Annotated in this window: 11 protein-coding genes; 6 read left to right on the forward strand and 5 right to left on the reverse strand. The window is 72.7% G+C overall.

Going from position 1 to position 13,412, the window contains the following annotated elements:
- The first annotated feature begins 101 nt into the window (after nucleotides 1–101).
- Nucleotides 102–497, forward strand: a complete 396-nt coding sequence (locus NBW76_RS11670) for a co-chaperone YbbN (protein ID WP_055967775.1) — start codon at nucleotides 102–104, stop codon at nucleotides 495–497.
- A gap of 15 nt (nucleotides 498–512) precedes the next feature.
- Here NBW76_RS11670 and NBW76_RS11675 read toward each other — a convergent pair whose 3' ends face one another.
- Nucleotides 513–1,646: a serine hydrolase gene (locus tag NBW76_RS11675; RefSeq protein ID WP_055967771.1), complete on the reverse strand. Its 1,134-nt coding sequence runs from the start codon at nucleotides 1,644–1,646 to the stop codon at nucleotides 513–515.
- Nucleotides 1,647–1,745: 99 nt separating this feature from the next.
- Between NBW76_RS11675 and NBW76_RS11680 the strand changes: the two genes are divergently transcribed.
- The 3 genes from NBW76_RS11680 to NBW76_RS11690 all read left to right on the forward strand — a co-directional run bounded on the left by NBW76_RS11680 (nucleotide 1,746) and on the right by NBW76_RS11690 (nucleotide 6,326).
- Nucleotides 1,746–2,066, forward strand: a complete 321-nt coding sequence (locus NBW76_RS11680) for a putative quinol monooxygenase (RefSeq protein ID WP_055967767.1) — start codon at nucleotides 1,746–1,748, stop codon at nucleotides 2,064–2,066.
- Between the two features lie 60 nt (nucleotides 2,067–2,126).
- Nucleotides 2,127–4,802: a DEAD/DEAH box helicase gene (locus NBW76_RS11685; protein ID WP_082481907.1), complete on the forward strand. Its 2,676-nt coding sequence runs from the start codon at nucleotides 2,127–2,129 to the stop codon at nucleotides 4,800–4,802.
- Between the two features lie 144 nt (nucleotides 4,803–4,946).
- Nucleotides 4,947–6,326 carry a GntP family permease gene (locus NBW76_RS11690; RefSeq protein ID WP_056554902.1) on the forward strand — a complete coding sequence of 460 codons (1,380 nt, stop codon included), beginning with the start codon at nucleotides 4,947–4,949 and terminating at the stop codon, nucleotides 6,324–6,326.
- Between the two features lie 23 nt (nucleotides 6,327–6,349).
- On the opposite strand, the gene NBW76_RS11695 is transcribed toward NBW76_RS11690, so the two are convergent.
- Nucleotides 6,350–7,033: a FadR/GntR family transcriptional regulator gene (locus NBW76_RS11695; RefSeq protein ID WP_055967765.1), complete on the reverse strand. Its 684-nt coding sequence runs from the start codon at nucleotides 7,031–7,033 to the stop codon at nucleotides 6,350–6,352.
- A 32-nt stretch (nucleotides 7,034–7,065) separates the two neighbouring features.
- Here NBW76_RS11695 and NBW76_RS11700 point away from each other — a divergent pair, with 32 nt between their 5' ends.
- On the forward strand, nucleotides 7,066–7,581 hold the full coding sequence (locus tag NBW76_RS11700; RefSeq protein ID WP_055967763.1) for a gluconokinase: 516 nt from the start codon (nucleotides 7,066–7,068) through the stop codon (nucleotides 7,579–7,581).
- Here the strand turns inward: NBW76_RS11700 and NBW76_RS11705 are convergent.
- The 3 genes from NBW76_RS11705 to NBW76_RS11715 all read right to left on the reverse strand — a co-directional run bounded on the left by NBW76_RS11705 (nucleotide 7,578) and on the right by NBW76_RS11715 (nucleotide 11,458).
- Entirely contained in the window at nucleotides 7,578–8,909 is a 1,332-nt protein-coding gene (locus tag NBW76_RS11705) for a lipase family protein (protein ID WP_200932663.1), read from the reverse strand. The genes NBW76_RS11700 and NBW76_RS11705 overlap by 4 nt on opposite strands.
- 73 nt (nucleotides 8,910–8,982) lie before the next feature.
- Nucleotides 8,983–10,188 carry a hypothetical protein gene (locus NBW76_RS11710; RefSeq protein ID WP_056554428.1) on the reverse strand — a complete coding sequence of 402 codons (1,206 nt, stop codon included), beginning with the start codon at nucleotides 10,186–10,188 and terminating at the stop codon, nucleotides 8,983–8,985.
- 88 nt (nucleotides 10,189–10,276) lie between these two features.
- Nucleotides 10,277–11,458, reverse strand: a complete 1,182-nt coding sequence (locus NBW76_RS11715; RefSeq protein ID WP_056554425.1) for a GAF domain-containing protein — start codon at nucleotides 11,456–11,458, stop codon at nucleotides 10,277–10,279.
- Nucleotides 11,459–11,572: 114 nt separating this feature from the next.
- On the opposite strand from NBW76_RS11715, the gene NBW76_RS11720 reads away from it, so the two are divergent.
- The gene (locus tag NBW76_RS11720) at nucleotides 11,573–13,396 is read left to right on the forward strand and encodes an NAD(P)/FAD-dependent oxidoreductase (protein ID WP_056554421.1); all 1,824 of its coding nucleotides are present in this window, start codon (nucleotides 11,573–11,575) and stop codon (nucleotides 13,394–13,396) included.
- Nucleotides 13,397–13,412 lie beyond the last annotated feature (16 nt).

A 13,412-nucleotide genomic window follows, 5' to 3' on the forward strand; every position in this document is an offset into this window, starting at 1 on the left:
CCTTCGGGAGGTTCATGACGCAACAGGACGAGGATCACAGGGAATGTCGTCCCGGGCACGGCTGTTGACACCGACGTACCGCACCCTTCGAGAGGATCACCATGCCGACCGTCGACCTCACCGCCAAGAGCTTCGAGGAGACCGTCACGACCGACGGCATCACCCTCGTGGACTGGTGGGCCTCCTGGTGTGGCCCGTGCCGCCAGTTCGCTCCCGTCTACGACGCCGCCAGCGACCAGCACCCGGACGTCACGTTCGGCAAGATCGACACCGAGGCCGAGCAGGAGCTCGCCGGTGCCGCCGGCATCACGTCGATCCCCACCCTCATGGCGTTCCGCGACGGCGTCCTCGTCTTCAGCCAGCCCGGTGCCCTGCCGGCGCCCGCGCTGGACCAGGTGATCCAGGCCGTGCGCGACCTCGACATGGACGACGTGCACCGTCAGGTCGCCGAGGCGCAGGCCGCGGAGCCCGAGGTCCCCGAGGAGCTGCGGGACTGAGTCCCGTCCGGCTGGTCACGCCAGACCTGCCAGCACCCGCGACGTGAGGTCGGCTGCACCGAGGTCGTCCGGCGAGGACGGGCGGGCGCCGATGCGCACCGCGACGACGTCGCGCGAGGGCACCACGGCGAGGATCTGGTTGCCGTAGCCGATCGCCCACCGGGCATCGGCCGGCACGTCCGGCGCCAGGCGGCCCGTGGTGGGCGGCCGGTCGGCGCCGAAGCCGGCGGCCCGCTCGATCGTCTGCACCCGGCCCTCGGCGTTGATCCACCAAAGGCCGCCGTACGCGGCGTTGAGGTCGCTGGAGGACGTGCCCGTCAGCCGCTGCACCAGGTCGGCCGAGACGATCCGTCCGCCGTCCCAGCGGCCGTCACGGGCCACGAGCAGGCCGATCCGCGCCAGGTCGTCGCAGGACGAGCGGATGCCGGAGTACGTGGTGGTGGCGCCCGACGGGTCGCGGTCCCACGTCGTGTCACGCAGCCCGAGCGGGTCGAGCAGTCGCTCCCGCGCGAAGCCCTCGACGTCTCCACCCGTCGCCGAGGACAGGACCGCCGCCAGCACCTGGACGGCCATGTTGTCGTACTCCCAGTGCTCACCGGGCGGGTGCTCCTGCCCCACACCGAGCGAGAACGCCGTCTTGTCGGGCTCGCGACGGATCATCCGCCCGTAGTCGACGTCGTAGCTCCACCGCCGACCCGACGTCATGGACAGCAGCTGCTCGACCGTCACGTCGGCCGACGGCCCGCCCCGCCACTGCGGGACGTGCTCGGCCGCCCGGTCGTCGAGCGAGAGGAGCCCGTCGTCGACGGCGATGCCGACGAGCAGGGCCGTGACGGACTTGGTGACCGAGTAGACCGGACCAGCGGTGCGCGCCGTCGCGCCAGGCGCCGTCCACCGGTGGACGAGCGTGCCGTCCTCGACCACGGCGACACAGGTGCTGCCGGTCGATGCCGCGGCGGCGTCGAGCTCGTCCCACCGGCCGGCCTCGTCGCGGTCCCACTCCCCCGCGGGCCAGACCTCGGGAGGCGGCGCGAGGGTGGGCAGCGAGCCACCCAAGGTACCTCCGCTCGGGCGGTCGTCGTCGCCGGGCGCCGTCGTGCAGGCACCCGCGAGCGCGAGCAACGAGAGCAGGACGAGGGCAGCGCGCACTCGACCACTGTCTCACCGCACCCCCGGAGCGCGCAGGCTGCGGACCTCGCCGACGCGACCTAGGGTCGATCCGGACCCACCTCCTCCGAAAGGACCCCCATGATCCTCATCGTCGTGAAGTTCGCCGTGCGACCCGAGCACGCCGAGACGTTCCCCGAGGCGGTCGGACCGTTCACCGAGGCCACGCGCGCCGAGTCGGGGAACCTCTTCTTCGAGTGGTCCCGCAGCCTCGAGGACGAGCACACCTACGTGCTGGTCGAGGGGTTCGAGGACGACGCCGCCGAGGCGCACGTGTCGAGCGACCACTTCGCGGCCGGCCTGGAGGCCATGCGCCCCCTGCTGGTCTCGACGCCCCAGATCATCAGCCACCAGGTCCCGGTCGACGGATGGGGACCGATGGGCGAGCTGCAGATCGACTGACCCGACGGTCACCATGGACGCCCTGCACGACGCGCTGGGGCCGTGAGGGACAATGGTCGGATGCCCACGACCACCGACCTCAGGCTGCTGCTGAGGCATCCGGTCGACTTCGAGGTCGCCGAGGACCCGGCCGACTCGCGCTTCGTGTTCCGGGCTCCGGACGGCGAGCAGCGGGTCACGGCGACCGAGGCCATCGGCGCGCTCAGTCAGGGCATCCGGACCATGAACGCGGACGCCTCGGTGCGCGCCTGGGCCACGCCGGCCATCCTCGCCCTGCGTCTCATGGCCTCCGGCCGGCTGGCCGCTCCCGACTCGACCGCGGCCTCCCAGCTGCAGGACGCAGCCCGCGCGATCGGCCCCGACCCGGCCTCGGCGCAGGCCAAGGTGCGGGGCTTCCTGTCCGCCCTGGCGGTCGATGCGCCCGCCGTCGCGACCCAGCCGCAGGATCTCGGTGCCGGCACTCCCGGACGCCCCGGGAGCTCCGCCTCGGCGACCTCGCGCGACGGCGTCGCGCCTCCGCCCCTGGTGGAGCGCGCGCCCGTGCGGCCGCGCCACTTCAGCGGCCAGCTCGTCGTGACCTTCCGTGCGGCCGAGGACTCCGACGATCCCGATCGACCCGTCGCGGACGTGCGACTGCGCGTCAAGCCGCTCGACGCCGCCTGGGCCGCGGTCGACGTGGCGGAGATCTGGCGCAAGGAGGACCACCACTTCGGACCGGGGTCCCGGCCCGGCGTGCGCACCCTGATCACCACGGCGGCCGCGGCGTGGCCGGTCCTCACGCGCCTGCTCGGCCGTCTGGACACCGGCTCCGTCCCCGTGACCGCGGCCGAGATCGGCGAGCTCGGACGCACCCGTGTCTCGAGCCTGCTGCGCGCCTACCGCATGGAGGTGCTCTGGCCCGACGGCCTCGTGCGCGAGCTCGACGCCCGCCCCACCGTGCGCCGCGTCGGCGAGGCGATGCCTCACGACCGCCCGCGGGCGTTCGCCCGGGCGCAGGTCTTCCGCTTCGACTGGAACCTCGCCCTCGGGGACGAGACGCTGACCTCCGCCGAGCTCGACCTGCTGGCCGAGTCCCAGCACGGGCTCGTCCAGCTCCGCGACCGCTGGGTCCTCGTCGACCCTGCCCGCACCCGGGCGATGCTCGAGCACCGCAGCCAGGAGATCACGGCACTGGAGGCGCTGCGGGCCGCGGTCACGGGCGAGGTCGAGGTCGACGACGTCCGCACCCAGGTCGACACCGAGGGCTGGCTGGACGACGTACGTCAGCGCCTCGCGCACCAGGGGTCGCGCGACCCGGTCGAGCCGTCGCCCCGGCTCGCAGGGACCCTGCGTGAGTACCAGCGCGACGGGCTGCGGTGGATGGCCCAGCTGGTCGACCTCGGGCTCGGCGGCATCCTCGCCGACGACATGGGCCTGGGCAAGACGGTCATGCTCATCGCGCTGCACCTGCACCTGGAGGACCTCGCCCGCGAGGCCGGCGACGAGCCCGCCCCCACCCTCGTCATCTGCCCGGCGTCCGTCGTGGGCAACTGGGAGCGCGAGATCCGACGCTTCGCCCCCGGCGTCGAGGTCCGCCGGCACCACGGCGCCGGACGCAGCCTCGACGGCGTGGAGAACGGCTTCGTGGTCACCACCTACGCCACCCTGCGACGCGACGCCCGCCTGCTGGCCACGTTCGAGCGCGGCTGGGGCGTCGTGGTCGCCGACGAGGCCCAGTACGTCAAGAACCAGCGCTCGGCCGGCGCGAAGGCGCTGCGAGCGATCCCCTCACCCGTGCGCCTGGCTCTCACGGGCACCCCGGTCGAGAACGGGCTGACCGAGCTCTGGTCGATCCTCGACTGGACCACGCCCGGGCTGCTGGGCGGGCTCGAGGAGTTCCGTCGTCGCTGGTCGCGGCCCATCGAGCGAGGGCAGGACCGCGACCGCGCGGGCGAGCTGTCCAGGCTCGTGCGTCCCTTCGTGCTGCGGCGCCGCAAGAGCGATCCCGGCATCGCTCCCGAGCTCCCGCCGAAGACCGAGACGGACTACCGGGTGCACCTGACCCGCGAGCAGGTCGGGCTCTACGAGGCGATCGTCCGCGAGGCGATGGCGCAGATCGAGGCGAGCGACGGCATGCAGCGCCGCGGGCTGGTCGTGCGGCTGCTGACCCAGCTCAAGCAGGTGTGCAACCACCCGGCCCAGCTGCTGCGCGAGCCGAGGAGCACGCTCTCGGGCCGCTCCGGAAAGCTGGAGATGCTCGACGAGCTGGTCGACGAGATCATCGCCGAGGACGGCGCGGTCCTGGTGTTCACGCAGTACGCCCAGATGGGCCACCTGCTCACCCGACACCTCGCCGAACGTCGCATCGACGCCCAGTTCCTGCACGGCGGCACCCCGGTCCCGGTCCGCGAGCAGATGGTCACCCGCTTCCAGGCGGGCGAGGTGCCGGTGTTCGTGCTGTCGCTCAAGGCCGGCGGCACCGGGCTCAACCTCACACGGGCCGACCACGTGATCCACTACGACCGCTGGTGGAACCCGGCCGTCGAGGACCAGGCCACGGACCGCGCGCACCGCATCGGTCAGACCAAGCCGGTCCAGGTGCACCGGATCATCGCCGAGGGAACCATCGAGGAGTCGGTGGCCGAGCTCATCGCCTCCAAGCGGGCCCTGGCCGACGCTGTGGTGAACGCCGGCGAGGGCGCGCTCACGGAGCTGACGGACGCCGAGCTCGGGGACCTGGTGCGCCTGCGCCGCTGAGGGCGACAGCAGCTGCCTCGTCCCCGTGGACGGGCCTGCGACGGAGAGTGTCGCGAATGAGACGTTGCATTGGTACTACCATTGCGGCACACTCGGGTGACCTGGCTCACGCCGGTCGCCCCGCTCCCGACCTCGGAGACCCTCATGGATCCCATCACCCCCGTGCACAGCACCGGCGTCCTGCTGCTCATCGCGGCCGTCGCGGTCGCCGTGCTCCTCGTTCTCATCATCGTCGTGCGCCTGCACGCGTTCATCGCGCTGGTGCTCGTCAGCCTCCTGACGGCCGTGGCCGCCGGCATCCCGCTGGCCGACGTACCTCTCGCGCTCACCTCGGGCTTCGGCTCCACGCTCGCCTCGGTGGCCCTGCTGGTCGGCTTCGGCGTGATGATCGGCCGACTGCTCGAGGCGTCCGGAGGCGCCCAGGTGCTCGCGGACACGCTGGTCAACCGCTTCGGCGAGGCGCGCGCCCCGTTCGCGCTCGGCGTCGCCGCGTTCCTCTTCGGCCTGCCGATCTTCTTCGACGCCGGCCTGGTGGTGTTCCTCCCGATCATCCTGACTGTCGCGCGTCGCTTCGGTGGCTCCGTCCTGCTGTACGCCCTCCCTGCTGCAGGCGCGTTCGCCGCTACGCACGCCCTGCTGCCGCCGCACCCGGGACCCGTCGCCGCCGGCACGGTCATGGGCGGCGACCTCGGCGTCGTGCTGCTGGTGAACCTGCCGATCGCGGTCGTCGCCTGGTACGTGGGCGTCTACCTCTTCTCCCGGTACGTCGGCAAGCGCGTCCACGTCGAGGTCTCGACCATTCTCATGGGCGAGCAGAACGACGGATCCGGATCCACCGCCCCACCGCCCCCGTTCTCGCTCGTGCTGTCGATCCTGCTCGTACCGCTCGTGCTCATCGGGCTCAACACGGTGCTCACGACGCTCGTCACGAACGGCACGGTGGCCGAGGGCAACGCCTTGGTCGAGACCCTCGTGCTGCTGGGCAACACGCCCGTCGCCCTGCTCCTGACGCTGATGCTCGCGATCGCGACCATCGGCCGACGCGGTCGCACGCTGTCCGAGACCCAGGGCCTGCTGGACGCCTCGCTCGGGCCGGTCTGCTCGGTCATCCTCATCACGGGCGCGGGCGGCATGCTCGGCGGCGTGCTGCGCACGAGCGGCATCGGCGACGCGCTCACCGACTCGCTCGGCGACCTCGGCATCCCGCTCCTGCTGCAGGCGTTCCTGCTCGCGACGGCGCTGCGCGTCGCCCAGGGCTCGGCCACGGTCGCGCTGACCACGGCGTCCGGACTCATCGCCTCGCAGACCACGGACCTGTCCGACGTGCAGGTGGCGCTCCTGGTCACCGCGGTGGCAGCCGGCGCGACCGTGCTCTCGCACGTCAACGACTCGGGCTTCTGGCTGGTCAGCCGGTTCTTCGGCATGGACGAGAAGACGACGCTGCGCACGTGGACGGTGATGGAGACGACGCTGGGCGTGTCGGCCTTCGCGGTCGCCGCGGCCCTCTACCCCCTCGTCGGATGACCACGTCCGACAGCGACCTGCGGTCAGTCGTCGCGCATCTGGGCGACGACCTCGGCGCAGATCGCGTGCATGGCCGATCGGGCCGCCTCGCCGTCACGCTCGGCGACGGCACGCGCGACGGCCGCGTGCAGGCGACGCGCCTCGGGCTTGGGCTCGGACGGCATGAGGTGGTGGTCGGTCCGCCCGCGGAGCACCTCCTCGACCACGCCCCCGAGGGCCTGGAACATCACGTTGCCGGACGCCTGGAGCAGCAGCCGGTGGAACGTCACGTCGAGCTCGAGGAACGACCGGAGATCGCCGCCGGCGCCGGTGCGCTCGAGGTCGTCGGCCAGGTCGAGCAGCTGCGACCGCACCTCGTCGGAAGCGTGGTGCGCGGCGAGCTCGGCGCTCGGCGGCTCCACGGCCGCGCGCAGCTGCGACAGCTGTCGCAGGAGGTGGGCACGTCCCGGTCCGGCCAGCCGCCAGCGGAGCACCGCGGGCGCGTAGTGGTCCCAGCGGTCCTCCGGGAGCACGGTCACCCCGGTCCGACGCCGGCTCTCCACCAGGCCCATCGACGCCAGCACCTGCACGACCTCGCGGGCCACGGTGCGCGAGACCGCGTAGTCGGCACTGATCGAGTCGAGGGTCAGGGACTCACCGGGCGCCAGGCGGCCGTCGACGACGCGCGGACCCAGGTCGGCCAGGACCTCGGAGTGTGCCGTCACCATGGCGCTGACTCTAGAGCGTGGGAGGGAGCTCGATGACCGGCGCACTGCAGGTGGTCGTGATGGGGGTCTCCGGCACCGGCAAGAGCGAGGTGGGCAGCCGCGTCGCTGACCGGCTCTCCATGACCTACGTCGAGGGCGACGCCCACCACCCGGCCGCCAACATCGCGAAGATGTCGGCGGGCACGCCCCTCACGGACGACGACCGGCGGCCGTGGCTCGAGGAGCTGGCGGGCATCCTCGCCGACCACGCCGCACGAGGGATCCCCACGGTGCTCGGCTGCTCGGCGCTGCGGCGGACCTACCGCGACCTGCTGCGTGGTGACCAGCCGCCCGGCTCCGTGGCGTTCCTGCACCTCGTGGCCGACGTGGACGTGCTCGACGCCCGGATGCGCCGTCGGGAGCACTTCATGCCGGCGACCCTCCTGCGCAGCCAGCTCGACACGCTCGAGCCGCTGGAGCCCGACGAGCCGGGGGTGGCCATCGACGTCGACGCCCCGCTCGACCTGGTGGTCGACCGGGGCGTCGAGGCCGTGCGAGGTCTTCGCTAGAAGAGGCCGCACGTGGACAGGAACGGCGTCCCCGCCACCCGACCCTCGAGGAACGCGAAGGCGTTCGGGAACCCGGCGACCGCTCCCCCGACGTGCGTCGGCGTCACGAGCGTCTGGAACCGCACCTTCGCGCCCTTGGAGCACCAGGAGCGCGCCATGTCGCGGCCCTGCGCGTAGTCGACGACGTCGTCGAGGCCCGAGTGCGCGACGAGGCTCGGCACCGTGGGCCGCGCCGAGCCGAGACGTCGCTCGGCCAGGGCCGCGGCGATGTCCGGACGGCTGAGGAACGCCGAGATCGGTCGACCGTCGACCGTGAGGTCGCTCGTGCGGGTGAAGGCGAACGAGGCGACCCCGTCGATGGTGCAGCTGTCCTGCACGCGGTCGAGGAAGTCCTGGCCGCGCGCGTTGAGCAGGTCGCGGATGCCCAGCTGCGGCTCGGCGTCGTCGAGCGCCGCGACGGCGTAGCCGAGGAACGCCGCGTACGGCGAGCCGTCGAGCTTCGGAGCCACCCGGGCGAGGTCGGCGGGGACCGCCCCGGCGTAGCCGCCCTTGAGCCTCAGCTCCGGCGCGTACCCGGCCGCGAGCTCCAGCGCGCCCGCGGCCGCGTTGCCGCCCTCGGAGTAGCCGGAGACCAGCACCGGTGCGGTGGAGGTGACGATGCCGAGCCTCTGCGCGGCGCGGACCGAGTCGAGGACGTTGCGCCCCAAGGACCGCGGGTCGACGTAGGGGTGGACACCGGGCGTGCCGAGACCCTCGTAGTCGGTGACCGCGACCGTGTAGCCACGCGCGAGCAGGCCCTTGATGAAGGCACCCTCGTACTCGGTGCCGGCTGCCAGCTGCCGGGACGGCGCGCAGCGGTCGGCCATGCCCTGGGTGCCCACGGCGTAGGCCACGACCGGCCGCTCTCCCCGTCCGATCCAGCGGGTGCGCGGCTGCAGGACGGTGCCGGTGACCACCGTGGGTCCGTCGGCGTTGCCGCTCACGTACATGACGCGGGTGACGTCGGCCGGGGCCTTCAGCAGCTTCAACGGGTCGAGGTAGAACTGCGACGACTCGCTGCGCACGACCGTGCCGGGCGCGCCCGACACCGAGGCCGGCGGGGTGTAGAAGTCGGCTGCGGACGCCGGCGGCGCGGCGACCAGCCCTCCCGCGAGGGCCGCGGCGGCGGCGAGGGCCAGGCGTGTCCTGGGTCGCCGTGACCGGCGCGGACGCGGCGATCCGGTGCGGGTCTCGGGCGAGGACGTGGGCATGGACGTGGACATCGGCGACTCCCCCATCGCGCGACACCCTCGGTCGCGCAGGGTGAGCGTGACAGTGACGCGCGTCACGCGTCAAGGGTGGGTCCGCCGGGAGCGGTGGGCGTCGTACGGACGTCCACCGCTCCCCACGTCTGCGCCGACCTCAGCCGGCCGAGACGATCTCGTTCGGCACGGCGGGCAGCGTCACCGAGTCGACGACGGCACCCGACGCGACGTCGATCTCGTGCAGCGTCCTGGTGCTCGGGTCGGTCACCCAGGCGGTGTCACCGTCGACGTGCAGCGTCGGCCGGGGCTTCTGCCAGTCGAGCGGCTCGCGCCACGGCTCGAGCACGTCGATCGTGTCGAGCCTGTCACCGGACTCGGCGTCGAGCACGTGCAGCGCCCCGTCGGTCCCGAGGACGAGTGCCTCGCCCGCCGCCCCGCGCCCGAGGGACCGGAACGAGTAGCTGGTCCCGAGGTCGACGAGGCGGATCTCGTCGGACTCGGTGTCGACGAGGCTGATGCGCTCGGGGCGCTCGAGCTCGGCGTCCGCGTCGACCTTGTAGTCGCCGAGCACGACGCGCGAGCTGCTGCTGCCGGCCTGGTTGCCGATGCGGCCGTAGGCGTCCGGGCTGTCGATCTTCGTCATCTCGCCGTCGCGCACGACCACGACGCCGTCCTCGCAGCCGACGACGGCGACGCCGTCCGCTGCCGTGGCCTCGCCGTGCACGCCCGTGCAGTCGTCGGTGCGGGCCTTCTCGGTGCCGTCGGCCCCACGGAGCACCACGGTCGAGCGCTCGTCGGCCGTGCCCTCGGTGTGCAGGAGGTCGCCGTCCAGGTTCACGGCGACACCGTGGTGCGGAGTCGGCAGCTCCACGGTGTCCACGACGGTGGTCGGGTCGTCGGTGTCGAGCTCCTGGATGGTGCCGGCACCGTCGCTGAAGAGCAACGTGGTGCCGTCGTGGACCGTCACGTGACCGGGCTCGGGCGCCTCGAAGGTCTCCCCGAGGCGCGGCTTGCCGGCCACGGCGTAGTGCGAGTGGTCGCCGTGCGCCTCGACCTCGACCCCGGTGTCGAGCAGCTGGAAGCCCTCGGTGGTGGACACGAACACGTGCCGGTCGTCGCCTGCCGGGTTCACCCGCAGGAAGCCCTCGGACGGGAGCGTGGCCACGGGCTCGAGTGAGTCGCGGTCCAGCACGAGCAGACCCTCGTCGGTGGTGAGGACGAGGCGCGGGCCGGAGAGCTGCTGGCCGACGTCGGAGGCGGCGGTGTCGTCGTCACCTCCCCCGCCGCCACATGCGGCGGCACCCAGGGCGAGGGCGGACACGACGGCGGCCGCGCGCAGCCGGGATCGGTGGAACAAGTGCATGGGTACTCCCCTAGTCGAGAACGATTCCCATGAACAGTAACGGGAACGATTCTCGACACGAGCGCGGGGTCCCGCTCGCGCTCGCCCCTCACCCGTGCAGCAGCTCCACCCCGTCGCTCAGCCGGTAGGGCGAGGACTCCACGAGCGCACCGACGACACGGCGAAGGCGCGAGACCTCCGCGCGAGCGGTGACCTCGTGGCCGTCGTCGCCGAAGAGAGCGCGGCCGAGTCCCGCCGCGGTGATGCCGGCGGGACCGGCGGCCGCCACGATCCGGAGCACCTCCGCGTGCCGGGCCGAGAGCCCCACGCTCCAGGGCTCTCCCGCGTGGTCGAGCGTCAGCAGTGGACGGTCCCCGCCGACCAGCCGGGCTCGCACCACGGCGTCGTCGGGCCGGGCCCTCAGGACCCACCCGTCACCCAGCCGTTCGGGCACGCAGAGACCCAGGCCCAGCACACGCTGCGACAGACCGGCGCACGGAGCGGCCACCCGTTCGGGGGCCCGGACACCGACGGCGCGCGCCACCCACCCGTGCTCGTCGACCAGGAGGTGGGGTCCCGCCGCGGCCGTGAGCAGCGGCTCGGTCGCGTCCCTGAGCCTGGCGAGGCTCGACTCGTGCTGACGACGCAGCTCCAGCTGGGCCAGGCGCACTGCCGTCCCGACCAGCGCGACGACCGCCGGGTGGAGGGTCATCGCCGGACCGCTCACGTCGACCACGCCGAGGAGATCTCCCGTGACCGGGTCGTGGATCGGCGAGGCGGTGCAGTACCACGGGTGCTGGTGCTGCTCGAAGTGCTCTGCCGAGAACAGCTGCACCGGCGCCTGCTCCGCCAGCGCGGTGCCGATCGCGTTGGTGCCGACCATCTCCTCCGTCCAGAGCGCTCCCTCCTCGAAGCCGAGCGCGTCGGCCTGGCGACGCACCGCAGCAGCACCGCGCCGCCACAGGATCACGCCGTCGGCGTCCGTGAGCACGAGCAGGAAGTGCGAGGCCTCCGCGACGGGCTCGACGACCGAGGCCAGCTCCTCCACGACGAGACGCAGGCGGGAGTCCCGACGTCGGCGCTCCACCTCGCCGACCTTCAGCGGGTCGCGGGCGTTGGCGACGTCGGGCCGCACGCCGGCGCTCAGGGTGCGGGCCCACGACCGTGCGACCACGGGACGCAGGGGCGACGTCGACCGCGTCCCGGAGAGGACGGCGTCGCGGACCCGGGCGAGCTCCTGCGCGTGCCGACCCAGGTCGGTCCCCGGTCCGACCGCCGCGAAGCCTGCCATGGCGCCACCTCCGACCCGAGTGTGACCCCGGCCACGTTGCAACATCGTGCAACGGTTCCCGGGACACCCGGCGGGGCGGTGTCCTGCAGGTCCACGGACACCCGAGGAGAGACCATGACCGAGCTGCTGGACCCGCCCACCGCAACCGACCCCGCCGACCCCTCGACCCGCGTCGAGTCCTGGCTGCGCGACTTCGAGGACGCCCTGACAGCACGCGACACCGGGCGGGCGGCGTCCCTCTTCGCGCCGACCAGCTTCTGGCGCGACCTCGTCTCCTTCACCTGGAACATCACCACCGTCGAGGACCCGGCGGGCGTCAAGACGCTGCTTGACGACGTGCTCGACCGCGTCGACCCGAGCGCCTTCACGCTCACCGAGCCGGCCACCGAGGCCGACGGCGTCGTGGAGGCCTGGATCGCGTTCGAGACCGGCGTCGGCCGCGGCAAGGGCCACCTGCGCCTCACCGACGAGGGGGCGTGGACGCTGCTCACGTCGCTGCGCGAGCTGAAGGGCCACGAGGAGAACCAGGGCGAGACCCGACCCCAGGGCGTCAGCCACGAGCTCTCCAAGGGCAGGCCGTCCTGGAAGGAGGAGCGGGACGCCGAGGAGGCCGACCTCGGGCACGGCACGCAGCCGTACGCGCTGGTCATCGGCGGCGGACAGGGCGGCATCGCGCTCGGCGCCCGGCTCCGCCAGCTCGGTGTCCCGGCCCTCGTGGTGGACCGCCACGACCGGCCGGGCGACCAGTGGCGCTCGCGCTACAAGAGCCTCTGCCTGCACGACCCGGTCTGGTACGACCACCTGCCCTACCTGCCGTTCCCGAAGAACTGGCCGGTGTTCGCACCCAAGGACAAGGTGGGCGACTGGCTCGAGATGTACACCCGGGTCATGGAGGTGCCGTACTGGTCGCGCTCCACGGTGAGGTCGGCGACGTTCGACGAGGCCGCCGGCACCTGGAGCGTGACGGTCGAGCGGGACGGCGAGTCCATCGAGCTGCGGCCCACCCAGCTGGTGTTCGCGACCGGCATGTCGGGCAAGGCCAACGTCCCGGAGCTCCCGGGCCAGGACGTCTTCGCCGGCGAGCAGCAGCACTCCAGCCAGCACCCCGGCCCGGAGGCCTACTCAGGCAAGAAGGTCGTGGTGATCGGCTCGAACAACTCCGCCTTCGACATCTGCGGGGCGCTGTGGGAGAACGACGCGGACGTCACGATGGTGCAGCGCTCCTCCACGCACATCGTGAAGTCGGCCTCCCTCATGGACATCGGCCTGGGCGATCTCTACTCCGAGCGGGCCGTCGAGGCAGGCGTCACCACGGAGAAGGCCGACATGATCTTCGCCTCGCTGCCCTACCGGATCATGCACGAGTTCCAGATCCCGCTGTACGAGCAGATGGCCGAGCGGGACGCGGACTTCTACCAGCGGCTGGAGTCCGCGGGCTTCGACCACGACTGGGGCGACGACGGCTCCGGCCTGTTCATGAAGTACCTGCGCCGCGGGTCGGGCTACTACATCGACGTCGGCGCGGCCGAGCTCGTCGCGGACGGGCGGGTGAAGCTCGCGCACGGCCAGGTGGACCACCTGACCGAGACGTCCGTGGTCCTGGCCGACGGCACCGAGCTCGAGGCCGACCTCGTGGTCTACGCCACGGGCTACGGCTCGATGAACGGCTGGGTGGCCGACATCGTCGACCAGGACACCGCGGCCCGCGTCGGCAAGTGCTGGGGCCTCGGATCGGAGACGACCAAGGACCCCGGTCCGTGGGAGGGCGAGCAGCGCAACATGTGGAAGCCCACCCAGGTCGAGAACCTGTGGATGCACGGCGGCAACCTGCACCAGTCGCGCCACTACTCGCTGTACCTGGCGCTGCAGCTGAAGGCCCGGTACGAGGGCATCCCGACCCCCGTCCACGGGCTGCAGGAGGTCCACCACACGGCCTGACGGAACGGACCGCGGG

Origin of the sequence: Aeromicrobium sp. Leaf245 (assembly GCF_942548115.1) — a bacterium.
Lineage (GTDB): Bacteria > Actinomycetota > Actinomycetes > Propionibacteriales > Nocardioidaceae > Aeromicrobium.